The sequence below is a fragment of the Blautia sp. SF-50 genome, from assembly GCF_900101315.1.
Classification (GTDB): domain Bacteria; phylum Bacillota; class Clostridia; order Lachnospirales; family Lachnospiraceae; genus Blautia_A; species Blautia_A fusiformis.
Genome location: NZ_FMUW01000017.1, coordinates 1 through 25813 on the forward strand (window position 1 = coordinate 1; position 25813 = coordinate 25813).

15 protein-coding genes and 7 tRNA genes are annotated in these 25813 nt (G+C 45.7%); 18 read left to right on the forward strand and 4 right to left on the reverse strand.

The window, feature by feature from the left end; all coding sequences use genetic code 11:
* Positions 1-2 precede the first annotated feature (2 nt).
* The 7 genes from BLP57_RS11245 to BLP57_RS11275 all read left to right on the forward strand — a co-directional run bounded on the left by BLP57_RS11245 (position 3) and on the right by BLP57_RS11275 (position 652).
* Positions 3-76, forward strand: a tRNA-Asp gene (locus tag BLP57_RS11245).
* Positions 77-105: 29 nt separating this feature from the next.
* A tRNA-Val gene (locus BLP57_RS11250) sits at positions 106-178 on the forward strand.
* 8 nt (positions 179-186) lie between these two features.
* A tRNA-Tyr gene (locus BLP57_RS11255) sits at positions 187-268 on the forward strand.
* A gap of 7 nt (positions 269-275) precedes the next feature.
* Positions 276-348 (forward strand) — tRNA-Thr (locus BLP57_RS11260).
* 15 nt (positions 349-363) lie between these two features.
* Positions 364-437: transfer RNA gene (locus BLP57_RS11265), tRNA-Met, on the forward strand.
* A 5-nt stretch (positions 438-442) separates the two neighbouring features.
* Positions 443-515 (forward strand) — tRNA-Phe (locus BLP57_RS11270).
* A 64-nt stretch (positions 516-579) separates the two neighbouring features.
* A tRNA-Lys gene (locus tag BLP57_RS11275) sits at positions 580-652 on the forward strand.
* 264 nt (positions 653-916) lie between these two features.
* Here BLP57_RS11275 and BLP57_RS11280 read toward each other — a convergent pair.
* Entirely contained in the window at positions 917-1336 is a 420-nt protein-coding gene (locus BLP57_RS11280) for a DUF3592 domain-containing protein (protein WP_092071782.1), read from the reverse strand.
* A 129-nt stretch (positions 1337-1465) separates the two neighbouring features.
* Between BLP57_RS11280 and BLP57_RS11285 the strand changes: the two genes are divergently transcribed.
* Positions 1466-3835, forward strand: a complete 2370-nt coding sequence (locus BLP57_RS11285; RefSeq protein WP_092071824.1) for a carboxypeptidase regulatory-like domain-containing protein — start codon at positions 1466-1468, stop codon at positions 3833-3835.
* Here BLP57_RS11285 and BLP57_RS11290 read toward each other — a convergent pair.
* Entirely contained in the window at positions 3799-4956 is a 1158-nt protein-coding gene (locus tag BLP57_RS11290) for a metallophosphoesterase (RefSeq protein WP_242872618.1), read from the reverse strand. The two genes, BLP57_RS11285 and BLP57_RS11290, sit on opposite strands and share 37 nt — an antisense overlap.
* Before the next feature lie 281 nt (positions 4957-5237).
* Between BLP57_RS11290 and BLP57_RS11295 the strand changes: the two genes are divergently transcribed.
* The 8 genes from BLP57_RS11295 to BLP57_RS11345 all read left to right on the forward strand — a co-directional run bounded on the left by BLP57_RS11295 (position 5238) and on the right by BLP57_RS11345 (position 21184).
* Entirely contained in the window at positions 5238-6059 is an 822-nt protein-coding gene (locus BLP57_RS11295; protein WP_092071828.1) for a SpoIID/LytB domain-containing protein, read from the forward strand.
* 165 nt (positions 6060-6224) lie between these two features.
* The gene (locus tag BLP57_RS11300; RefSeq protein WP_092071894.1) at positions 6225-7193 is read left to right on the forward strand and encodes a M23 family metallopeptidase; all 969 of its coding nucleotides are present in this window, start codon (positions 6225-6227) and stop codon (positions 7191-7193) included.
* A gap of 255 nt (positions 7194-7448) precedes the next feature.
* Positions 7449-8429, forward strand: coding sequence for a LacI family DNA-binding transcriptional regulator (locus BLP57_RS11310; RefSeq protein ID WP_021652887.1), 981 nt, complete (start codon positions 7449-7451; stop codon positions 8427-8429).
* A 543-nt stretch (positions 8430-8972) separates the two neighbouring features.
* Positions 8973-10892: a PTS beta-glucoside transporter subunit IIBCA gene (locus BLP57_RS11315; RefSeq protein WP_092071836.1), complete on the forward strand. Its 1920-nt coding sequence runs from the start codon at positions 8973-8975 to the stop codon at positions 10890-10892.
* A 1-nt stretch (position 10893) separates the two neighbouring features.
* Positions 10894-12321 carry a glycoside hydrolase family 32 protein gene (locus BLP57_RS11320; protein WP_092071839.1) on the forward strand — a complete coding sequence of 476 codons (1428 nt, stop codon included), beginning with the start codon at positions 10894-10896 and terminating at the stop codon, positions 12319-12321.
* Positions 12322-12753: 432 nt separating this feature from the next.
* The gene (locus tag BLP57_RS18745) at positions 12754-12996 is read left to right on the forward strand and encodes a GIY-YIG nuclease family protein (RefSeq protein ID WP_022426137.1); all 243 of its coding nucleotides are present in this window, start codon (positions 12754-12756) and stop codon (positions 12994-12996) included.
* 297 nt (positions 12997-13293) lie between these two features.
* On the forward strand, positions 13294-20376 hold the full coding sequence (locus BLP57_RS11340; protein ID WP_092071849.1) for a leucine-rich repeat protein: 7083 nt from the start codon (positions 13294-13296) through the stop codon (positions 20374-20376).
* A gap of 10 nt (positions 20377-20386) precedes the next feature.
* Positions 20387-21184 carry a leucine-rich repeat protein gene (locus BLP57_RS11345; protein ID WP_173739825.1) on the forward strand — a complete coding sequence of 266 codons (798 nt, stop codon included), beginning with the start codon at positions 20387-20389 and terminating at the stop codon, positions 21182-21184.
* 164 nt (positions 21185-21348) lie between these two features.
* On the opposite strand, the gene trhA is transcribed toward BLP57_RS11345, so the two are convergent.
* Positions 21349-22014 carry a PAQR family membrane homeostasis protein TrhA gene (gene trhA, locus BLP57_RS11350; RefSeq protein WP_022426134.1) on the reverse strand — a complete coding sequence of 222 codons (666 nt, stop codon included), beginning with the start codon at positions 22012-22014 and terminating at the stop codon, positions 21349-21351.
* A 343-nt stretch (positions 22015-22357) separates the two neighbouring features.
* Between trhA and ppk1 the strand changes: the two genes are divergently transcribed.
* A complete protein-coding gene (gene ppk1, locus BLP57_RS11355; RefSeq protein ID WP_255363780.1) occupies positions 22358-24472 on the forward strand; it encodes a polyphosphate kinase 1 in 2115 nt (704 codons plus the stop codon).
* Positions 24473-24585: 113 nt separating this feature from the next.
* The gene (locus BLP57_RS11360) at positions 24586-25134 is read left to right on the forward strand and encodes a stage V sporulation T C-terminal domain-containing protein (RefSeq protein ID WP_015526740.1); all 549 of its coding nucleotides are present in this window, start codon (positions 24586-24588) and stop codon (positions 25132-25134) included.
* 75 nt (positions 25135-25209) lie between these two features.
* On the opposite strand, the gene BLP57_RS11365 is transcribed toward BLP57_RS11360, so the two are convergent.
* A complete protein-coding gene (locus tag BLP57_RS11365; protein WP_092071858.1) occupies positions 25210-25773 on the reverse strand; it encodes a M15 family metallopeptidase in 564 nt (187 codons plus the stop codon).
* Between the last annotated feature and the right edge of the window lie 40 nt (positions 25774-25813).

Here is a 25813-nt window from a genome sequence, read left to right on the forward strand (position 1 = left end):
ATGGCCCAGTGGCTCAGTTGGTTAGAGCGCCGCCCTGTCACGGCGGAGGTCGAGAGTTCGAGTCTCTTCTGGGTCGTTACAGCTTAGCTGTAATGAATTAAATATGGGATCTTAGCTCAGCTGGGAGAGCATCTGCCTTACAAGCAGAGGGTCATAGGTTCGAGCCCTATAGGTCCCATAGATTATGGATGGATTCCCGAGTGGCCAAAGGGGGCAGACTGTAAATCTGTTGGCACCGCCTTCGAAGGTTCGAATCCTTCTCCATCCACTTAAATGCCGATGTGGCTCAATTGGCAGAGCAGCTGATTTGTAATCAGCAGGTTATCGGTTCGAGTCCGATCATCGGCTTTTAACATTTAATAACGCGGGGTGGAGCAGTCTGGAAGCTCGTCGGGCTCATAACCCGAAGGTCATAGGTTCAAATCCTGTCCCCGCTACTTATGCCCAGATAGCTCAGTTGGTAGAGCAGAGGACTGAAAATCCTCGTGTCGCTGGTTCGATTCCGGCTCTGGGCATGTTTTAATGTAAAACATGCGAACGGCTGGTTAGAAAAAGCCTGAGTATTAATTAATTTAATATGGGGTATTAGCTCAGTCGGTAGAGCACTTGACTTTTAATCAAGTTGTCCGGGGTTCGAATCCCCGATGCCTCACTTTTTAAGTGGATCAGATAAATTCCCATTTATTGCTCAAGGCAGTAGGTGGGAATTTTGTTTTATATCTGTGCGAGTATAGTATAAAGGAAGACGGTTACGTTGTGATTCAGCGTAACCGTCTTTTTTATATCATAGAAAATTACGTACTGACGAACGAATCAGCAGAGCCATCGAGTAGGATTTCAATGGTAGGAGTATGTCAATGCGATAAAAAAAATATTATGGACATTTTCGACAAAATTAGAGCATAGCTGTACAGTATTAAGACTTTATCATAAGAATGAGCAGGAAATCTGTTATGATCAGGATTACTAGGAAGACAATAGAGATGGTCATAGAATAGATATTCTGGATCTGGTTTGGATTCTGCGGATCACATTTGATCTGAACATGCTTTCCGGGGGCTTTGCCAAGGCGTAAAAACTCGATTCGGTCAGCTGTGTAATTTTGTTCCTTGTAGGTGTAAGAGTACTTCACATAGTTATGATAATTGGAACTATGAGGCTTGTTAGGATTATTTGAGCGGCTGACAGATGATATAACAGCATCTACAGGTACGTAATCATGATATTTTATGGCGGAACAGATAGTTATTGCCAGAAAAAAAACAGTTCCAATTACGCAGCAGCCCAGAATAACCGGTAAAATTTGTCGGGCTTTTGGATTTACGGTGACACTCATGATTTTTCTCCTTTCTTGGTTGATAGTCTGATAATTTACGGGGGATTAATTATAAATGATTTCGAATGATCTCGAAAATTTATAATTGATGAACATTATAGCATAGTACAGCAGAAGGGAAAAGTGCTTATGAAGAGAAAAAGTGCGTCAAAAAAATTGCTGCCGCTGATGCTGATCCTGATGTTGATCTTAGGAATCAGCATGCCAGCAAATGTAGTTGAAGTCAAAGATACTTCCCAAAATATATACAATGTTGTCCAGAACAGTGACGGAACTTATACGATCACAGTAAAAGACGGAAATGCTTATAAAAATCTGGAAACCGGAAAGGTTGCACTGTTTTCTGCAAAGGAAATGGGAACAGATACAGATATTGCATTAAAAGTCCAGAATATCACAAAGGTGAAGCTGTCCGGTTCTGTTGCTGTTACGATTCCGGATGTAAGCTGTAAGCTGGATGCCGGATTTAGCTGGGGAAAGATAGAGGTAAAGCATTTTATTGCGTCAGTTACAGGAAAAGCTGATTTCGAAGGCGGACTTTATATAAGTGGCGTGAATTCAGAGCAGCAGATCAAACATGCAAGTGGAACTATGGAAACAGTCAGCGATGTACTTGAACTGGGACGAGTTCCTATAAAGCTTGGTACAACTGGTCTTTCTGCAGATCTGGTGGTTTCTCTGTTTTATGATGTGTCCGGGCAGTTTGTTGTGAAATATTCCGTTGAAGCAACTGGCGGATATGAATTCAAAGATGGAAATGGAAGATTTATCCATGATTTCAGTCAGACTTTGACACCGGTCACAATAGAAGGATCTGCGAAATGCGGTCTTCAGTTTGGATTAAATTTGACTGCATTGGAGACATGGGATCTGGCAGGAATTGATATTAAGGTAGGACCTGCGGCAAAGGCAAGCGTATCCTATACAGTTCGTGATGCCGGAAATGTGCTTTGTTCTGATGTAAGAACCTATATTTACGCAGCGGGTGAGTTGAATCCGGATACGGTGGTCGGAAAGTTCCTGAAAACGGTATGGCATTATACGTTGTCCAAGGATTTTCTGTCTGATGATGACGATAATCCACTAAAATTGAAGGTTCATTTTGAAAATGGAACACTGGTAGATAAATGTACAGTCGGAGCCGGAAGCATTGAGGGAAGCGTTTTGGATTCAAACAGTAAAGCTCCTGTAAAAAATGCCAGCGTGGAAGCATATTCCGGAACAGTCAAGGTTGAAAAAACTTTCACGAAAGAAGATGGAACTTATTCATTTAATGATCTTGATGAAGGAACCTACAAAATTGTTGTCACAGCAACCGGTTACCAGAAATATGAGAGCAGTTCCATGGAAGTATCAGCGAACCAGATCACATACGCAGAATCTTTCCTGATGGTATCCAGAGCAGAAGCCGGAGATGGTGAGCTGAGTGGAAGATTTATTCATTCCATGACCGGTGGAAATATAGAAAATGTAACTTATGAATTACGTAAGGGCTGGGATAATGTGATCGGAGAGACTGTGAAAGAAGGCGTATCAGCAGATGGAACCTATACGTTGACCGTGCCAGCCGGAAACTATACGCTGAATGCAAGCAATGAAGATTTTGTTTCTGCCCATATCAATGTTGTAGTTCAGGCAAATGCATGCAGTGAACGTGATGTAACAATGTCACCGACCAATATCAGTGCAGGAGATGAGGGACTTCTTCAGATCGTGCTTACATGGGGAGAAACTCCGCGAGACCTGGATTCTCATCTGCTGGGACCTGCTGATGAAAACGGAGATGACTACTTCCATGTATACTACAGGGATAAAAATGCATATTCAGAGGATGGAGATGTAATAGCAAATCTGGATCTGGATGATACAAGCAGCTATGGACCGGAAACAACAACCATATACAAAGGCTTCACCGGAAGAAAATATAGCTTTTATGTATACGATTATACAAACGGTGAAGATGATGCGAGTACAGAATTATCTGCTTCGTCAGCCAAAGTAACCGTTTACCGGGGTGGAAAACAGATCTACCAGGCAAATGTACCGGTTAACAGGGAAGGATACCTGTGGCATGTATTTGATTATGATGTGCAGTCAAACAAGCTTATGCCAGTCAATACCTTTGTATATGATTATGAAGTGCCGGAAGCAAATGCAATGGAAGATAATTCAGGCATTATTTCAGAAACAGAAGCCCTTGAGATCATCCGAAACAGTGAAAAGAAAGCTGAAGAAGAGAGCAGCGAGGAACTCAATATGAGTTCTGAAGAAGGAAAGACGGACGATAATACTGAGGAAGAGATATTTGATGATTCCAGTGAAGAGCCGGAGATATCAGAAAGTGGTGATACGGCTGAAGTAATTGAGTTTCCGAAGGACTCTGAAACGGAAGAAGAAAATGACGGAACAGAAATAACAGAAGAGGATAGTGAGAGTGCGGAGGAGCTGCCGGTGGAAGATATTTATGAGGGATCAGAGGAGTTAGGTCTGGCAGGATAAAAATGTACTGTGATCGAACAGATCTCGCTGTTTGTGGCAGTACGCATATTCGGGCCCCATATGCCGGCACCGGAGGTAACGATGTTGTGCATAGTCCCCTTTTTCAGGTAGCCGCAGGAATTTTCCCAGACCAGGCCGGTGATGATGTTCAGAGGGAACAGCTGGCCGTCATGAGTATGGCCGCAGAGATCAAGGTCTGCGCCTGCGGCTGCCACTTCATCCAGCTGACCGGGCTGATGATCCATAAAAATAATCGGGAGTGTTTTGTCAAGGTAGGCTGTAAGCTGGTCAGGATCCTTACGGGTGTCGGACATTTTTCGGCAGCGTGAAGGATCCTTACGGCCTGTCAGATAAAACCGTTTATCTATGAGGACGGTTTCGTCATCGAGAAGCCGGATGTTGGCAGATTCCAGAAAATTCCGCATTCTGGGATCATCATAATCTTTTTTTGCATTGCGGAAGGTAAAACCGGCCAGAATCGGTTCGCTGAGATCATGGTTGCCCCAACAGGCATAAACGCCGTATCTGGATTTCAGCGAACGGAGAATGGCCGCTGTTTTTTTCGGGTTTTTGATCCCTTCATATTCGTTATCAAAAATATCGCCGGCAATACAGATCAGATCCGGATCTTCGGCGTTGATCTTTTTTACAAGAAGCCCGGCATGTTTTTCTCCGATACTGTAACCGAAATGAATGTCTGCGAGCAGGACAATCTTCAGGGAGTCCATTCCCTTCACCTGCTTGTCTATTTTCACATCATAAGTTTTTGTCTTAATATTCCACTGATTAAAAATCCCATAGAGACTGACACCAATGATCAGAAGGGTGCAGACAGCGCCTGTGACTACGAAGGCTTTCCGGGAATACATCCAGGCCGGATGAAGCGTATGCTTCAGGATCAGTCTGCAGAGATCTGTAGTTACGATTACGATCAGGATGTAAAGAAATGTTCCCTGAAAATAATTTGCCGTATTTTTCAGGAAGCGGTGGAGCGCAGGTGGCTTCCGGATGAGAAAACAGGTCAGAAGAGAAGTGGACAGAAAAATATAAACACCTGCAAAGCATGCCCGGAACGCAAAGGTCTGGAAAAAATGAGTGCAGGCACCCATCCATAAAATCATCCAACGGACGATATAAATATTAATGAGAATATATAATGGTGCGAGAAAGATGGCAAGCATGGTGTGTGATACCTCCATTCGTGGCAAGCAATAAGCGGTGAGCAGGACTGATCACTGCAGATACTTTTTGGATTGATACATAGCATTTCCATAAATTACTGCAGCATGTTCGGAATAACTTTTTTTGATGCATTGATTCATAGAACTGCTATAGTATACAGCAAATAATAATTTTTGGCAAAAGAACATATATTAGGAAAAAGAACGCTTATGGTGTTTTTATGAAAAAATATGCGCTTCTTCGATATTGTCTGGTGTTTTTAGCAATTGTTCTTCCTTATTTTTCGGCGGCAACCATTAATGGACCGGAGAGGGTCCTGGCAGAGAGGGTGCCGGATATGGAAGAATATCTCCCGGTCATTGTTTTTTCGCAGATTTCCCCGGATATGAAAAAAGAAACCATAAAAGCGCAGACTGTGATCGCACGGTCGAATATTCAAAGGTGGCTGGGTGAGGGGAAAAATCTGGCAGAGATCCTGAGGGAAAACGGAAGTACAGAGGAAGTCTGGAGATATTTTTTTGCAGAAAAAAGGCAGATCTATGAACAGGCAGCAAAAGAGACGGATGGACAGGTACTTACATATGAAGGAAAAGTGAGGCTGACTCCCTGGCATAAGAGAAGCGCAGGGAAAACCCGCAGCGGGGAAGAAGCTTTTCATGATGAGGCGTATACATATCTGAAATCGGCAGATAGCAGTGAGGATAAAAAATCTCCGGATCATATAAAAATCGTGGAAATTCCTGCGGGGCAGCTTTCCGGGGAGCTGAAGATCAAAAAACGGGACAGTGCCGGTTATGTGACAGAGCTTACGATTGGGGAAACACTTCTGGAGGGAGAAAGCTTTGCAGCGGGAATGGGACTGGAATCCGCGAATTTCAGTTTGAAGAAAAAGGATGATATTTATTATCTGCGAGTGCGTGGCAGCGGTCATGGTGTGGGATTTTCCCAGTTTGGTGGAAATGAGATGGCAAAAAACGGAAGCAGTGCGGAGGAGATCCTGAAAAAATATTTTCCGGAGATGGAGCTGAAAGCTGAGGATTAAAGAAAGTCAGGCATCCGAAGCAACGTCTGATAAAAAAATATTCAAAAAATGAATAGACAGCCATATTCTGGACACTCTATAGATATAGAAATGGTGACCGAAACGGCAGCTTTACTGCTTTTTCTGTTACTGAAAATGAACATATCAGACAGAGGTGGAAAGAATATGAAAAGTAAAATTGTGAGAGGTATTATCAACGGAGGTGTTCTGGCAGCAGTGGCGGCACTTGGGATTACTGTTTATCAGCTTGGAACAAAGCCCATCGCAGAAAATCCCCAGGAGGAAAATTCTGTACAGGTAGAAGAGACCGGGCTGGAAGAGGAGCTTTCGGACGGGGAAAACGCAGAGGATGCGGCAGCTGCCGGAGATGGCTGGCAGGATGCAGCACAGGATGAGAACTCTGATGGAGAAACCGGAGATGAAGCAGGTCTGTCAGGAGCTTCAGAAGCCGGAGCAGATGGAGTGACAGGAAGCATCCGTGAGACTGCAGGAAGTGGTACAGCCGAAAATGCAGCGGCAGATGCAGATAATGGAAGTGGTACGGAGGATAGGAGTGTGTCTGCGGCAGCAGGTGCAGACAGAAGCCGCACAGATGGCACTGGAAATACAGCAGATAATGCCGGAAATACATCGGCAGAGGGAGCGGTGAATAACGGAGCTGGAGCTTCCACAGATACCGCAGAGACCTCAGCTGTCGGAATTGCGGCACAGGCTTTGGATTTTACGGAGGATTCCATTATGGAATGGCCGGTCAGAGGAACGGTTCTTGTGGATTACAATATGGATGAAACCGTATATTATCCGACTTTGGATCAGTATCGTGTAAGCTCTGCCATTGCTTTGCAGGCAGTGGAGGATGCGCCGGTGTATGCGGCGGCAGATGGTCAGGTGCTTTCTGTTGTACAGGATGCTTGCACGGGAACGACTGTCACTATGGAGCTGGGAAATGGTTATCAGGCAGTATACGGGCAGCTGAAGGACCTTACTGTGGCAGAAGGTGACACAGTAAAGGAGGGTGAAGTGATCGGAAATATCAGTGCACCTACCAAATATTATTCTGTAGAAGGCCCGAATCTTTATTTTGCAATGAAAAAGGATGGCGTGCCGGTAGATCCGTTTGAATATCTGGAATGACAGGGAAAACCGAAAAACAGATATGCCGGGGAGATTTTTAGAAACAGAGTATGGAGGATACGGGATGGGAGGTATATGCATCCCGTATCCTCTGCCTTGTGAAGCGTATTAGTGAGAACGGAGTGAGCAGTAATAAAAATTTCCATTTACATAGGAAAAGAATCTTTTTTACCGGAAAGAAACCGTGTATAATCTATATTATAAATATGCATACAAGGACAGATATAACAGGACAAAAGAAGAGGTACATAAGTTATGAACATTAATGAAATAGCCAGGCTTGCCGGAGTTTCCAGAGCTACGGTATCCAGATATCTGAATAATGGATATGTCAGCAGTGAAAAAAAGGAAGTCATCCGCAGGGTGATCCAGGAGACAGGATATCAGCCATCCTCCCAGGCACAGACACTGCGGACCAAAAAAACCAGTCTCATCGGTGTCATCCTTCCAAAGATCAATTCAGATACCATAAGCCGTGAGGTGACAGGAATCAGTGATATTCTTACACGGAGAGGATATCAGCTTATTCTGGCCAATACCAATAATGATGTGGAAGAAGAGCTGAAATACCTTTCTCTGTTTAAAGAACGTCAGGTGGACGGAGTGGTTTTTATTGCTACCATGTTTACCAGAAAGCATAAACAGATGCTGAAGGATTATAAGGTACCGATCGTGATCCTGGGACAGCATCTGGACGGATATCCATGTATTTATCAGGATGATCATAAAGCAGCTTTTCAGGTCACGGAGAAGCTGGCGGAGAAGGGGAAAAAGTTTGCCTATATCGGCGTTACAGATAAGGACGAGGCAGTTGGTGCCTGCAGGAAAAAGGGTTTTATGGATGCTATCCATAAAGCTAAGCTGGAGGTCGTGCCGGAGAGGATGAAGATCGGAAGCTTTACCATGGATTCCGGGTATGAGATGGCGAAGGAGCTTTTTGAGGAGGAGCCTTCCATAGATTCTCTTGTGTGTGCTACGGATACTATGGCGGTGGGAGCCATGACTTATTTGAAGGAGATCGGGCTTCGCATTCCCGAGGATGTTCAGATCGCAGGGATTGGGGATGGAGTTCCGGGTAAGATCGTGGAACCGAAGCTGACAACGGTACATTTTTATTATAAGACCAGCGGAATGGAGGCAGCAGCCATGCTGGCTGATCTTATTGAGAACGATACCGGGATCAGCAAGGAAATAAAAATGGGATGTGAGCTTGTGGAACGGGAATCTCACAGGTAACAGAGAATATCCTCGCAGACAGAGGAAGAAATTATAAGTTATTGTGGAACAGGAGCAGATCTTTTGGGAGAAAAAGACCTGCTTCTTTTTTGTGTGGTGCTGTGTTATGGCTGAGCAAACACAGAAAAATGCCAGATTTTTTCTGCGATGTCCTGACTGGTTTGTCTGTCTTGCATCTGTTCTTATGGAATATGTACAATTTTGACCGAAGAAATTTGTGAGATGTTGCGGATTTACAAATAATAATGCAGTAGTTATAATACAAGTAAGATATGAGAACGATTCCACATAATAACGCAAGCAACAACATAAAACAAACCATTGAAAAGTGTTAAAATCATCAAAAAACTTAAAAAAATGGAAAGATTATCGTTCCTTGTATGAATGGATATATGAAATCAATCTCATAAATAAATGAAAAACAATGGATCAGAGATAATAAATCCCGGGAAGCTGAAGAAAGAACAGACAGATCTGATCCGAAGAAAGGGAAAGAAGAAAGAGATGACTGTCCGGGAACAGTAGCAGAAAAGGAGGAAGGACATGGATTACAGAAAGACAGCACAGGAAATCTATGATCATGTAGGAAAGAAAGAAAACATCATTTCCGCGGCGCACTGTGCAACAAGGCTTCGTCTGGTCATTGCGGATAATGACAAGGCGGATAAGGAATATGTAGAGAATATCGACGGTGTGAAGGGCGTGTTTTTTGCACAGGGACAGATGCAGATCATCCTGGGAACAGGAGTTGTAAACAAGGTTTATGATGAATTTATCCAGATCGCCGGAATATCAGAGAGTAGTAAGGATGAGCTTAAGAAGGTGGCAGCATCCAAGGCTAATCCGATACAGAGACTGATCAAGACACTGGGAGACATTTTTGTCCCGATCATCCCAGCTATCGTAGCCAGCGGATTTTTGATGGGAATCATGGAAGCCCTGAACTTCATGGTAAACAACGGCTTCCTGAATATTAACACCAATGGTTCCATTTATGTATTTGCACAGCTTTTCAGTAACACAGCGTATACATTCCTGCCGATTCTTATCGCTTACAGTGGTGCGAAGGTATTTGGTGCCAACCCTTATCTGGGTGCGGTTATCGGTATGATCATGATCCATCCAAATCTGCAGAATGCCTGGACTGTTGCAACAGAGGGTGTGCAGGCAACGCAGAAGGTATGGTTTGGACTTTACTCCATTGACATGGTGGGATATCAGGGACATGTGATCCCGGTTATCATTGCAGTATGGGTACTGGCACAGATCGAGAAAAGACTTCATAAGATCGTACCTGCAATGTTCGATCTTTTTGTAACACCACTTGTCAGTGTTTTTGTAACCGGTTATCTTACACTTTCCATTATCGGACCGATCTTCGTAGCTGTTGAGAACGGACTTCTGGATGGGATCCAGTGGCTGATCGCACTGCCATTTGGAATCGGAAGCTTTATCATGGGTGCCTTTTATGCACCGACTGTTGTTGCCGGTGTTCATCACATGTACACTATCATTGACCTTGGACAGCTGGCCAAATTCGGCGTTACCTACTGGCTGCCACTTGCATCTGCAGCTAACATTGCACAGGGTGGTGCAGCTCTTGCTGTAGGCCTGAAATCCAGAAATCAGAAGATCAAATCCATGGCTGTTCCTTCTGCCTTAAGCGCATGCATGGGAATCACAGAGCCGGCAATCTTCGGTGTAAACCTCCGCTTCGGAAAGCCGTTTATCATGGGCTGCCTGGGTGGTGCATGCGGAGCACTTTTTGCCTCCATTAGCAGTCTTGGTGCCACAGGAACAGGTGTTACCGGTATCTTCGGAATCCTGCTGTGCCTGAATAATCCAGTTGGTTATATCCTGATGTTTGCCATCGCATTTGGTGTGGCTTTTGTGCTTACTTGGATGTTCGGATATAAGGATGAGGTACAGGAAACAGCTGAAAAAAATATTGAAGCAGAGAAAAAATCAGATGCTCCGGCAGAAATTGCCCAGGAGAAAACTTCAGAGACAGGTGCACAGACCCTCTACAGCCCGCTTGAGGGAACTGCGATCCCGCTTTCAGAAGTAAAGGATGCAACCTTTGCATCTGAAGTCCTTGGAAGGGGCATGGCAGTGATTCCGTCCAAAGGTGAAGTAAAAGCACCCTGTGACGCTACGGTTTCTACAATTTTTGACACAAAGCATGCCATCGGGCTTGCAACAGAAAGTGGTCTGGAGCTGCTGATCCATATCGGCGTTGACACCGTTGAGCTTGGCGGTAAATTCTACACCGCTCATGTAAAGGACGGTGACGTGGTCAAAAAAGGCCAGACACTGATCACCTTTGATATGGATGCTATTAAGGCAGCCGGCTATGATGTGACCACACCGCTGATCGTAACCAATACCGATGATTATGAAGAAGTAAAAATGCTTGCAGAAGGAACAGTAAATAATGGTTCTGAAGTACTGGAGGTAAAATAAAATGAGTTCTCTGACCAAGGTCCTTGCAGAGGAAGTGCGAAAAATCGAGGAAACGGCAGCAGTTGCCAGGACGATGCAGACAAACCGTTTGACCCATCATCTGATGCCGCCTGTGGGATGGCTCAATGACCCGAACGGATTATGCTGGTACAAGGGAAGATATCATGTGTTTTTCCAGTATTCTCCGTTTGAGGCCAACGGTGGACTGAAATTCTGGGGACATTACTCCAGTGAAGATATGATCAGCTGGAGATATGAAGGGGTTCCGCTTCTGCCGGACAGCATTTATGACTGTCATGGTGTTTACTCAGGCTCTGCCATTGCGGAGAAAGATAAGCTTCATCTTTTCTACACAGGAAACATCAAGATGGATGGAGATTATGATTATATCAATAACGGAAGACAGTCCAGCACTCTTCATGTGGAGAGTGCGGACGGCCTTCATTTCGGAACAAAGGAGGTTGCAGTTTCCTGTGAGGATTATCCGGAGAATTACACCTGCCACATCCGTGACCCGAAGGTCTGGAAGGAGGGGGAAGAGTACCGGATGATCCTTGGCGGCCGTCAGAAAAGCGACCAGGGTGCCGTACTTTTTTACAGATCCGAAGATCTGAAGAACTGGAAATTTGACAGTGAGCTTACTACAGAGAAGGCATTCGGATACATGTGGGAGTGCCCGGATTTTTTCACTCTTGAGGGACAGGAGGTGCTTTCTGTATCTCCCCAGGGACTGACCAGAGAAGAGTTCCGTTTTCAGAACATCTATCAGTCCGGATACTTTATCCTGAAGGATGGAAAGCCGGAGGAAAAAGCTTTCCGGGAATGGGACCACGGCTTTGATTTCTATGCACCCCAGACATTCCAGGATGGAAAGGGCAGACGGATCCTGATCGGCTGGATGGGAATGCCGGATGCAGATGAGGAGTATGTGAATCCTACAGCAGAGAGCGAAGGCTGGCAGCATTGCCTGACTGTTCCAAGGGAAGTTACGTATAAAAACGGAATGCTTTATCAGTATCCGGTGGAAGAACTGAACGGGCTGAGAAAGACTGGCGTTTCTGCCAGCGGTTCCAGCGCGGAGATTCCGGTGAATGGACCGTTTGATCTGGATGTTCAGGTAAAAGGTGAGCAGGGTAAAGTAAGCCTTGGGGAAAATCTCTTCCTGGAATATCAGGACGGAGATGTGATCTTAACTCTCTCCGAGAAGGCCGGTGCCGGACGAAAGGTACGTAAGGCGCATGTTCCGTCCGGTGTGATCGAAAGCATCAGAGTTCTTGCGGATACTACAGCTGTGGAGATTTATGTGAATGGCGGAGAGGTTGTTTTTGCTACCAGATATTATCCGGAAACGCAGGAGCAGGCTGTGAAGTTGGAGGCTGTGGAGTGTGATGGGAAGATTTATGTGCTGAAGAATTATGTGATGGAGTAGGCAGAGCTTATTGATCGTGAAATACAGCAAGATCAGAATATGAATACCTATAGAGCAGCTATGCAGTGAATTCCATATTCACAGAAATAAGAAATGACCGTATAATAAAGCAGGTGGGAAAATCCGCAGCCGGAATCCCGACCTGCTTTTATTTTTTTGATGTAAGTGAAATACATGAATTGTGCCGGCTGCTTGAGGATAGAAGGACGGCTGCTGAAGAAATGCTGGTGGCTGTCTTTACATAGAAAGAATGCGGCCGACTGGATGTTTGTTTTACAGGAGAGGAAATATCACGGAAGACAGATCACACTGTCCAGAAAAGTGTTCAGATATTTGTTTTACAGGAAGGCAAATATCAGGGTTGATGTTACTGAAGATGTACTGGCATTTGGCATTGTATTGCATAAATTTTTTACAGAAGAGGAGACTGCTATGAACTATACATACATCGTGCAGTGTGCGGACGGCACGCTCTACACCGGCTGGACAAACTGCCTTGCCAGGCGGATGAAAGCCCATAATGAAGGCAAAGCAGGCGCCAAATATACCCGGGCCAAAAGGCCGGTGAAGCTGGTGTATTATGAAGGCTTTGCCACAAAGGAGGAGGCCATGAGCCGGGAGTACCGGATCAAGCAGCTGACCAGGGAGAAGAAGCTGGAGCTGATGAAGTTTTGAAACTGTCGGAAATCTTTTCAATTCCGGATGCAGACCCGTCACTGGAGCTGAAGGCAGTCATGCTGAATATCAATAAGAGTAGTTCAATAAGAGCGAAAAGTTCTGCACGATACCAATACCAGAGCTTTTCGCTCTTTTTGTGTATACACGGCAGGTGGACAGCTGCAACGGAGGCAGAAAAAGACGCTTTATGATAATAAAAATCAAATATTTGGAATTGTGTGAATATTGTGAATATGGTAGAATAAACACAAAAATCAAAGAACTCAGTCAGCTGAGAAGAGGAAAGGAAAGAGGATGAAAAAGACAAAAGATTTTTGTCTCCGGCTTATGTGCTGTTTTCTGTTTCTGGGGTTATTTTGTGGAACAGAGGTTTTTGCAGCAGTTCAGGAGGGTAAGCCAGGAGAAACATTTTCCGGGAAATATGCAGTTATCATTAACACAGATACCACAAATCCCGGAAATACGGGAACCTTGCAGTTTGACGGGACATCGGCACAGGCGGCGGACTCTGAAGCAGAAGATTATGCAGTCGTGCAGGGTGGAAGCAATGCATCGGCGCAGGCGGCAACAGAGGGAACTGCGGGAGAGGCAGCAGATGTGGGGCAGGTACAGAGTCTGGAGGATGATCAGCTGCAGGCATACATGCAGGATGACCAACCGATGCTGACTGCTGTACAGGCTGCGGCAACCACCTATCAGGTAGGTGAAAAAAAGTACATCTATAGAACTAACGGCCATGATACATATGGAAAAACATATGTCTGCATCGGAGTTGGGGAACACTGCTATGTGTGGATGGATGAGACCCTGAAGGCAGATTACGATACCGCAGGGAAAACAGCTCTGATTGCTGCGGATATGGCAGCTGTCTACGATGGTCAGCCTTACCGTATCCTTAACCAGCTCTGTGCAGGTGATTTTCCGGCACAGGATGGCTCCGGCAAGCTGTCGATCCTGCTGGAGTCTTTAAGCAGCGCCAGCGGTATGTATATGTATGATGAAGGGATCACAGCGATCCATATCAACACACCGTCAGCATCCTCTTATGTTTCGGGGGAGATGTCAAAGCGAAATGGCCTTCTTGTTCATGAGGGACAGCATGCAATCCTCTGGCTGAAAACCGGATTTATGAGTACCGGCAGATATTCGTGGCTGAATGAGGGTCTTGCAGTGGCTGTCATGGACTATCTCTGGGGAGGAACGGACAGCAGCGGCTGGCTGAATGGTATTGGAAGTAATACGGTCATCCGTTCAGGAGCTTCGCTGATCTACGAGAATTACCGGGATGACAATGCACAGGACTATGGAATGCCGTATCTTTTTGTAAGATATGTTATCGACCGGATGGCAGGAAGCTATCAGCCTATGAAGGTGCTTCCAAAGTTTTATACGATCGATGCTTCTTCTCTCAGCTGTGAGCAATATCTGGAGAAAGTAACCGGAGTTTCTTTTAAGGAGCTTATGGCGGATTTTTATACGGCAGTTGCAGCCGGTGAGAGCTCCGGTAAATACAGCTTTTACGGGGATACCATTGCTGCGGCAAAGGCAGCGACATTTCCGGTTTATGCAGGGGACAGCAATGAAAACCATACATTGCCGGCAGCATCGGCAATCCTAGTGAAGCTGTCGAACGGTAAGTTTACCGTTCCGACGGATGGCTCCGCAGGGATTGTTTATCGTATCATTGGAAGCAGAAGCTCTTCCCTTGCACCGGCAGAGGGAGATGGTACATCTGCAAATCCATATAAGATATCTTCGATCGATGATCTTAATCTGATCCAGGCGAACCAGGGAGCATACTATCGTCTGACAAAAAATATCAGTACAGACGGAAGGACAAATTTTTCGGCATCGTATTTCAGTGGAACGCTGGACGGAGCCGGTTTCACAATAACCGGTCTCCAAAAGCCTCTGATCCAGAAGAATGCAGGAACGATAAAGGATCTGAATATTGTTGCGGATTTTGATTATGACAGTCATGATATCCATGGTGTTGTGGCACAGTATAATACCGGTAAGATCCAGGATTGCAGGGTAACCGGAACGGTAACAGGACATATGGGCTCTACCAGTTCCATGAGCCATCCGGCTTTTGGCGGGATTGTCGGAGAGAATGAGGTGGCCGGTACTATCAGCGGCTGTTCGTCCGGAGTAAATATTTCCATATCCATGACAGCTACAGACAGCTATGTTGGTGGTATCGCAGGAGTAAACATTGGTACTATTGAAAAATGTGTTGCAGGAGGAAATCTTTCTGTCACACAGGCTAACGGAAATTCTTATCAGGTTTACCTTGGAGGTATTGCCGGCCGGATCGAACAGTTTGGAAACATGGGCGGATATGTGAAACAGTGTGCTTTTACAGGTACGCTTCGCGTGACTGGCGGAACAGCAGTTACAGGTCAGATCTGTGCACAGGTAAATGCAAATGTACTCAATTCTGCTATCGGTCTGAATGGACATGTTTCGGACTGTTATGGTAAAAACGGCCAGGGAGCGCTCATCGGGACAAACACGGAACAGACGCTTACAACAGGCGGTGTTCTTACAGCAGAGCAGATGAAGGATCCGAACTCATATAAAGGCTGGAGCTTTGACGGAGACTGGCAGATTTCCAAGGATGGACTGCCGGAACGTGCAGATGCATCGGCGATCAGATCGCTTTCTGTTTCCGGTGTACCGACAAAATGTTACGTGGGAGAAGTTCCGGCGTACTGGGGAAGGCTTATTGTTAATAATTCTACATCAGTAACGATCACGAAGGATATGATCGCCGGATTTGAAAATTCGGAAACGGGGACAAGGGAACTGACGATCAATTATAAGGGAAAACAGATCAGCTGGTCTATGACAGTCGAAAAACCATCTGCCAGTGATATTACAAGTATTGTGCTTTCCGGGCGTCCGAAGACGACATACAGTGAAAACCAGAAGTTTGATCCTTCAGGCGCCAGCTTTTTTGCTACAATAGGTGGACGTTATGTATATATTTACAGTGGCTTTTCCTATGATAAAACAGGTCCGCTGAAGTCTGCGGATACATCCGTGGTATTTAATTATTTTGGAAAAGAAATTCCGGTAAGTATTACGGTAACAGCCAGAAAAGCAACGAAGCTTTCCGTGCTTGCAGCACCGGCAAAAACTCAGTTTATAGTTGGGAATACGCTGGATCTGTCCGGTGTAAAACTGCAGATCACATATAATGATGGGACGCAGACCCCGATATTTAAAGCGGATGAGCTGGAGAAATATGGTGTTCATGTTGCTTTTGGAAAGAATGGATCTTTTACAACAGTTGCAGCAGATAAAGTTCTGGAAAGTGATGACAGTGGAAGTACGATCGTATTTTATGCGACGGATAAACTGCCGTCAGAGTATGGCTCGGTAGTTGTGGCGTCATCGACGATCACGGTGCGGAGTCCGCTGACTGTACCGGCACTGGATTTGTATGTCAGTGCAGGAAAAAGTGCGGTGCAGTATCCGTGCACAGATAATGTGACTGGTGGAAGTGGAACGTATGCGACTACAGTAATTGAGGAAAAGCTGCCGGCAGGATTGACACGCACGAATCTGCCCGGAGAAAAATATAATGCTTTTGGCTATACGGGTGTTGTTACGGCGTCAGCCGGAGATTACAGTTCACAGTATAAGATCAGCGATACAGAGACACAGGAGAGTATTCAGGTGACTGTGACGATCCATGTGGTTCCTTCTGATCAGGCTGCATTTTACAGTTTTGTGCTTAAGAAGGTGGAAAATCCTGGACTGAAGCAGGATGTTATCGGTGCGATCGGTGAGGATACGATCGTTCTTCGGGTGCCGAAGGGGACGAATGTTACAAAATTGAAGCCTTCGATTGATTATGGCTCAGGTATGGGAACTGGACTTTCTTCAGACTTCTGGAATGGTTCGACGCATGATTTTACCAGCCCGGTTGTATATACGCTTACAGCGCCGGATGGGGTTACAAAGAAGTCTTATACGGTAAGTGTGGAATTTTATGATGATACTTCGGAGGAAGTACAGTCTGGTGACGAGATTCTTTCACCGGCTGATAATACGAAGATCAGCTGTAAGGACAGTGAGGAGGTTATCTTTAAAGGATGGGCCGGAGACAGTTCAAAAGAGATTTCACTTTTTAAATATGTGGTAAATGGAATCAGTTATACTACATCCGCGAATGCCACTACACAGACAATCCCGAATGCCAGGGCATATGAAGTGAAGATTTCTGGAAGTAGCTTGAAGGAAGGAAATAATACTCTGGAAATCTGGGTGATGTATGTTGATAATTCAGGCACCGGAAGCGGCGGCACTTTAAAGAAACTCGGCACAAGAACTGTTGTTAAGGAAGGCCACAAAGCAGTGAAAGACGCAGCGGTAGCAGCTACCTGTGAGACCACAGGAAAGACAGAAGGAAGCCATTGCAGCGTCTGCAATACAGTAATAAAGGCTCAGACTACAGTGGCGGCATTAGGTCACAACTGGGACAGCGGAAAAGTGACAAAGGCAGCGACCTGCACTGCAACCGGAACAAAAACTTACACCTGCAGCCGATGTAAGAAGACCCGAACAGAAACAATCGCGGCAACCGGCCACAAAGAAGTGAAAGATGCAGCAGTAGCGGCCACCTGCGAAACAACCGGAAAGACAGAAGGAAGTCACTGTAGTGTCTGCAACACAGTGATCAAAGCTCAGACTACAGTAGCAGCATTAGGTCACAGCTGGGACGGCGGAAAAGTGGCAAAAGCAGCCACCTGTACCGCCGCTGGAACGAAGACCTACACCTGCACTCGGTGCAAGAAAACACGCACAGAAACGATCGCAGCCACAGGCCACAAGGTAGTAAAAGACACAGCGGTAGCAGCCACCTGTGAGACAACCGGAAAAACAGAAGGAAGCCACTGTAGCGTATGCGGAACTGTACTCAAAGCCCAGACCACAGTGGCAGCGTTAGGTCACAGCTGGGACGGCGGAAAGATAACAAAAGCAGCAACCTGTACCGCAGCCGGAACGAAGACCTACACCTGTACTCGGTGCAAGAAAACACGAACAGAAACAATCGCAGCTACAGGTCATAAAGCAGTAAAGGATGCAGCCGTAGCAGCCACTTGCGAGACAACCGGAAAGACAGAAGGAAGCCACTGCAGTGTCTGCGGAACTGTACTCAAGGCTCAGACCACAGTGGCAGCATTAGGCCACAGTTGGGACAATGGAAAAGTAACAAAGGCAGTGACCTGTACCGCAGCCGGAACAAAGACCTACACCTGTACCCGCTGCAAGAAAACACGAACAGAAACAATCGCAGCCACCGGCCACAAGGCAGTAAAAGACGCAGCGGTAGCAGCCACCTGTGAGACAGCAGGAAAAACAGAAGGAAGTCACTGCAGCGTCTGCAACACAGTACTCAAAGCGCAGACTACAGTGGCAGCGTTAGGCCACAGCTGGGACGGCGGAAAGATAACAAAAGCAGCAACCTGCACCGCAGCCGGAACGAAGACTTACACCTGTACCCGCTGCAAGAAAACACGCACAGAAACCATAGTAGCCACAGGCCACAAGGTAGTAAAAGACGCCGCGGTAGCAGCCACCTGCGAGACAACCGGAAAGACGGAAGGAAGCCATTGCAGCGTATGCGGAACTGTACTCAAGGCCCAGACCACAGTAGCAGCGTTAGGCCATGATTACGGAGAGTGGAAAACAATAAAGGCTGCAACTTATACAGAACCGGGACAGGCAGAAAGAGTTTGCAGGAGAAATGCATCACACAAAGAATACAGACAGCTTCCGATACTGGAAAAAGCGAAGATCGATCTGTCAGCCTGCAGCATTCAGTTGTCAGAACAGACCTATGTATATGATGGAACCGAAAAAACACCGACAGTAACCATCACTTACAACGAAAAAACACTGACAGAAGGAAAAGACTACCAGGTATATTTCGCAGATAATGTAAATCCAGGAACAGCAAAGATCACTGCGATCGCCAAAACCGACAGCGATTATACAGGAACAGCCACAATAACCTTTGAGATCCGAAAATCACTTCCGGAAAATGCAACTGTGATCGAACCGGGCGCATTCAGTAACTGTACAAACCTGGTGGATCTGAATATCAAAGAAAACGTAACAGAAATAGGCGACAACGCATTTGCAGACAGCAAAAATCTGCAGAATATCTATTTCTACGGCAACAGCCCGAAACTCGGAAATAACATCTTCAAAAATGTAACTGCAACCGTATACTATCCATACACAGACAAAACCTGGTCTCTGGATATTCTCCAGGATTACGGTGGAAACATTACCTGGGTGCCATGGGATCCAAAAACAAACAGTCCGGCAAAACGAAGCCTTGCGCTGTGTGATATCAAGATCACAGAGCAGAAATACACCTATGACGGAACCGAAAAAACACCGGAAATGGTCATCATGGATGGAAACTATACACTGCAGAAAAATACAGATTACACCGTAAAATGCAGCAATAACACCAATGCGGGAAATGCAGAACTGGAGATCACAGGAGCCGGAAATTACAGCGGAACCTATAAAGCAGGATTCCTCATCGAACAGACAGAGCCGAGCCTGAAATTTGACAAAAAAACAATAACTGTAAAATACGGCACAAAACCATTCCTCTGTGTGCTGTCTGAAAAAACAACAGATGGAACCATAACCTACAGTTCCAGCAACCCGAAAGTTGCAGCTGTCGATCCATCCACCGGTAAAGTAACCATCAAAGGCGGAGGAACCGCGGCGATCATGGCATACGCTGCAAAGGGAACCAATTATACCTCCGGTTCCACATTCTGCACCATCAAAGTAACGAAACGCAGCAATACCATCAAAGCATCCAATATCCGGCGGACCTGGTATGCAAAAGCCAGAAAGATCAGCATCAATGCAAAAGCTTCCGGAAAAGCTCAGCTGAAATATTCTTCCAGCAGTAAATCTGTAAAAGTAGACAAACAAGGAAGGATCACCATTGCGGCAAAATTCACCGGCAGTGCAAGGATCACGATCCGTTCTTCTGCCACAGCAGGATATAATGCCGCCACAAAGAGTATTACAGTCACAGTGAATCCGGCAGGAACCACCCTGACGACAGCAAAGAACCTGTCCGGCAGAAAAGCGCAGATCACATGGAAGAAAAACCGATACGTGACCGGATATGAGATCCAGTATTCCGTAAACAAAAATTTCAGATCCGGCAGCAAAAAAACAGTGGCCGGAGTATCCAAAACGAAATACACGCTGACAAAGCTTCAGAAAAACAAAACGTATTATGTAAGGATCCGCACATACAAAAAATCAGGAACAAAGAAATACTATTCTTCCTGGAGCAAGGTAAAAGCAGTAAGGATCAGAAAGTAGAGGCATGGAAATGAGGATAAATAAAAAAATACTTGCAGGGCTTACAGCAGTCAGTATGCTGACCTGCGGGATATGGATGGAAAGTGTTTTTGCGGCGGATACATTCAGTGCGGAGGAGTCAGCAGAAGCTGTATCGGATACTGTGACGGATCTGTCGGCAGAATCCATTACAGGGATTGAAACAGGAGAAGCTCCGGCAATGGATGCAGCAGAAATTTCCGAAGCAGAACCGGAAAATAAATCTGAGATCTCAGAGACACCAGACATGTCAGAGGAACCGGCAGTACCGGATGATACGGAAACAGCGGACGTTTCAGAGGCACCGGATAATCCGGAGACACAAGATACATCGGAAATACCGGAAGAAATAGAGCTTCCGGAAAATGAAGAAGCGGACATTCCGCAGGAAATGCTCCCGGATGATCAGGAAGATCAGCCGGAAGCAGCATTTGAGGAGAGCGCAGCATCGGAAGATATGGAAACAGAAATCGATCCGGCAGGAGAAAAGAGTGGTTTTTGCGGAGCGGAGGAGAATACCGTATCCTGGAGCCTTGATGAAAACGGAGTTCTCGAGATCACAGGACAGGGAGCTATGAATGAATGGCAAAATGAGGAAGAAGTCCCCTGGAATGGATACCGCGACCAGATAACAGAGGTCCGGATCGAGGAAGGCGTTACCAGCATCGGACCTTATGCATTTGCAGACTGCGAAAATCTTGTAAAGCTTGACATTGCGGACAGCGTTCAGACTATAGGTGCATTTGCATATTTTAACTGCAGTGGCCTTTCCACACTGACCATCGGCTGAGATCATCGGGATCACAGGCCGGATCAGGTATAATAAGAAGCCCCGGAACACGAGGCAACTTCAGAGAAGTCATAACTTCAACTTCCTGAGGTCTGCCCGTATTCCGGGGCTTTAAGTTTTGCAGATATTCGAGGAGGCTTTTATCCATCTGACTACAGAGTAACTCAGTGGATTGCCATACCGGCTACGAAGAAATACATTACAACAAAATGGCACACACTTCCCAGCATCACAAAAACATGAAATACTTCGTGGGAACCGAAATTCTTATGCTTCGCATTGAAGATCGGAAGCTTCAAAGCATAGATCACACCGCCGATGGTATAGATGATACCGCCGGCAAGGAGCCATCCGAAGCCTGCGCGGGGCAGATTGTGGAAGATCGGAACAAAAGCAAGTACACACAGCCAGCCCATTCCAATGTAGATCACAGAGGAAAGCCATTTCGGGCAGTTGATCCAGCAGCCCTTGAGGATCATTCCGATGATGGCAACGGTCCATACGAGGGCACAGAGGATATAGCCGGTGCGTCCGTGGAGAACGATCAGGCATACAGGAGTGTAGCTGCCGGCGATCATCACAAAGATCATCATGTGATCCATTTTTTTCAGACGGCGGTTCACCTTGACTGTAGAGTTTACGGAATGGTAAAGTGTGCTTGCCAGGTAAAGAAGGATCATGGTAAGGATAAAAACACTTACTGCAAAAACATGGAGAACGTCTGCGCTTCTGGCCGCCTTCACGATCAGCGGAGTGGCTCCGGCCACGGCAAGAAGCATGCCGATTCCGTGGGTTATGGCACTTCCCGGATCTTTTAATTTAAATTTCATATAAAAACACCTCCTGCAAAAAAACTGCTGTTTATATCATATGGACAACTTCATGATCAGTTCATCAATGATGGATCATAGTGACGTTTCACGATATAGCAATGTAGAAATTGATAAAATAACATGTAGTATTCAAAACTACATATCAAGTATATGAATACTATACCACTATTATTCAAAAATGCAACCCCTAATTTCAAAAAAAATTTTATCAGGATTTTACAAAGTCTTGTTATTGAATAAACATTCGATCAGTATACTTGTATGCAAACCGTGAAGCAAAGGCATTCATGAACCTGCAGTCAGGCAAAATCTGGATGCCTGCTTGATATGATACGGATAAATACAGACAAAGTCGGCCGAAAAAGAAAAATACATGGCGACGCAGGAGGAAAAAATGGCAGATACAATATACATGAACAGGGAATTATCCTGGCTGAAGTTTAATGAAAGGGTACTTGAGGAGGCTGAGAATCCGGAAAATCCGCTGTGTGAACGCCTCACATTTGCGTCTATCTATCAGAGCAACCTGGATGAATTTTACATGGTACGTGTGGGATCTCTGGTGGATCAGATGCTTCTGGCAAAGGATATCCGTGAAAATAAAACCAATATGACGCCGGAGGAACAGCTGGACGCGATCCTTGCCAGAACAAAAAAGCTGAACCGGAAAAGAGATGTTGTTTATGAAGAGATCATGGAAAATCTGGAACAATACGGCGTACATATGCTGAATTTCCATAAGATCGAAAAAGAGGACCGCAATTATCTGGAACGCTATTTTGAAGCAGAGGTTGCTCCGGTTATTTCTCCGTCTATCGTCGGAAAAAGACAGCCGTTTCCATTTCTCCGGAATAAGGAGATCTATGCAGTAGTAGTTCTGGAAACAAAAAAAGGAAAAGAAAAGCTGGGTATCATTCCGTGCAGCAGTACAGGTATCCAGCGACTGATCCCGGTTCCGGGAAAAACCGGCACCTACATGCTGTCTGAAGAACTGATCCTTCACTTTGTTTCAAAAATCTTCAAGGGCTACCACATCAAAGCGAAGTCCCTGCTTCGTATTACCAGAAATGCAGATATTGACGCAGATGCTCTTTATGATGAAGATCTGGATTACCGTGAGTTTATGGTAGAGCTGATCAAGGCAAGAAAGAAACTGGCACCGATCCGCCTGGAGCTGTCAAGAGAAATGGACGGAGATGTTGTTGAAACACTTTGCGAGTATCTGGAAGTGGACAAGAATTATGTATTCCGGGGAGATATACCGCTGGATCTTTCTTTTGTATTCCAGATCCAGGATGGCCTGAGAAAAAGAACAGAGCTTTTTTATGAAAAAAGAATTCCTCAGAAATCTCCTCTGTTTAACAGCCACGAACCGATTCTTGACCAGATCGCAAAAAAGGACCGTTTTCTTTCCTATCCATATGAAAGCATCAAGCCGTTTCTTACAATGCTCCATGAGGCTGCCAATGATGAGGATGTAGTTTCCATTAAGATGACACTTTACCGTGTGGCAAAACAGAGTAAGGTTGTGGAGGCTCTGATCGAAGCAGCAGAAAACGGAAAGGAAGTTTTCGTTCTGGTGGAGCTGAAGGCACGTTTTGATGAGGAGAACAATATCGGATGGTCACGGCTTCTGGAGGATGCGGGTTGTCATGTGATCTACGGTCTGGACGGCTATAAGGTACACTCCAAGCTTTGCCAGATCATGAAGAAAAAAGACGGAAATGTGGAATATTATACACAGATCGGAACAGGAAACTATAATGAAAAAACAGCCCGTCTGTATACAGACCTTTCTCTTATGACTGCGGATCCGAAGATCGGAACGGAAGCGGCCAGAGTATTCCAGGCACTGGCAATGGGAGAAACCGTTGAAGATATGGAGCATCTTCTTGTGGCACCAAGATGTCTTCAGAACAAAGTGCTTGCCATGATCGATGAGGAGATCAAGCATGCGAAGGCCGGAGAACAGGCATATATCGGTCTGAAAATGAATTCTCTGACAGATAAACGTATTATGAACAAGCTTGTAGAAGCATCCTGTGCAGGAGTACACATTGATATGGTGATCCGTGGTATCTGCTGTCTGATCCCGGGAGTGAAGGGGCAGACAGAAAATATCCACATTATCAGTATTGTAGGACGTTTTCTGGAGCATTCCCGTATTTATATTTTCGGAACACAGGAGAGAGCAAGGATCTATATTTCCTCTGCAGACTTTATGACAAGAAATACTCTTCGTCGTGTAGAAGTTGCGGCGCCTATCGAGGATCCGGATATCCGTATGCAGATCCAGGAAATGTTTGTGACAATGCTCAGTGATAATCGAAAAGCAAGGAGCATGAACAATAAGGGAATTTATAAGATCGAACCATCCGATAATGCTCCGCTTAATTCTCAGGAAGTATTTTTGCAGCAGGCATACGACAATGCGGCTCCTGCGACAGATAAATAAGAGATTTTTATGCATATTTCTCCCAGTTTTTCGCATAATAACCATATGAAAAACAAATAGTTAACATAACATTGACGTACAATGAATAGAAAATACAGGAGGAATTCAGGAAGATGAAAGCAACGGGAATTGTTCGCAGGATCGATGATCTGGGCAGGGTTGTGATTCCAAAAGAGATACGAAAGACACTGCGGATCAAGGAAGGAACGCCACTGGAGATTTTTACAGACAGGGAAGGACAGATCATTCTGAAAAAATATTCGCCCATAGGAGAGCTGAATACGTTTGCTGCGGAATATGCGGAAGCGCTGGTACAGACCACCGGATTGACTGCCTGTATTACAGATCGTGATCAGGTCGTGGCGGCATGCGGCAGCGGAAGCCGGGAACTGGAAGGAAAAGAGATCAGTTCTGATCTGGATGCAGTCATTGCCGGCAGGAAAGGCAGAATGGTCAGTCAGGACAGCAGGGAAAATATATCAGTCATTTCCGACGCTATGGATTCATTTTGCCAGAAAATGATACAGCCGATCCTGTGTGCGAGTGACGCCATTGGAGCAGTGATCCTTCTGACTAAAAGTGAAAAAACAGCACTGGGAGACACAGAACGTGCCCTTATCCGCACAGCAGCCGGTTTTCTTGGCAGACAGATGGAGCAGTAAAAGTGCATCAGATGTACAGAAAAATGTGTGCAGATCAAGATATAAACATCAGATGCAGATGCCAGGAGCAGCAGATCAGGGAGGGTGCGGACACCGGGAAGGAAAGCAGTGGTATTCTTCCAGAGTCAGATTTGTGATAGTGAGCCAGGAAGCCAGAGGTTTTGTCACATAGCGGATGTGCCATGGCTCGTAAGGGATGCCGGTGATCTCCTCTTTGCTTTTGGGATACCGGAGGATAAAACCATAGAGCGGAGCGTTCTTTTTCAGCCAGCGGCCTTCTCCTGTTGCGGAAAACCTTTCGGAGAGCTCCATATGGATGGAAGGGCAGGATACATCCAGAGCAAGTCCGCTCTGGTGCTCACTTGTTCCTGGCTCTGCAACGAAAGGACTTCCTGTAAAAAGCTCCTTCTGTCGCTGGTAGGAACGATATCCGGAAACTGCCCACAGGTTCAGACCGCATCTGTGACAGGCATGGAAAAGCTGGGAAGCGGCTTTTGCAGCCTGATACTCCAGAAGCCGCTTCGGATCTCCCGGTGCTGCTTCAAATGGAAGTCCGATATCGATAAGATGTTCCGGCACAAAGGCTTCCGGCAGAGGATGCTCCCTGCTGATCAGCCGGGTATAAAATTCTCTGTGCAATAAAAACCCTCCTTTCCTTATCCATAAGCTTATGATAAGA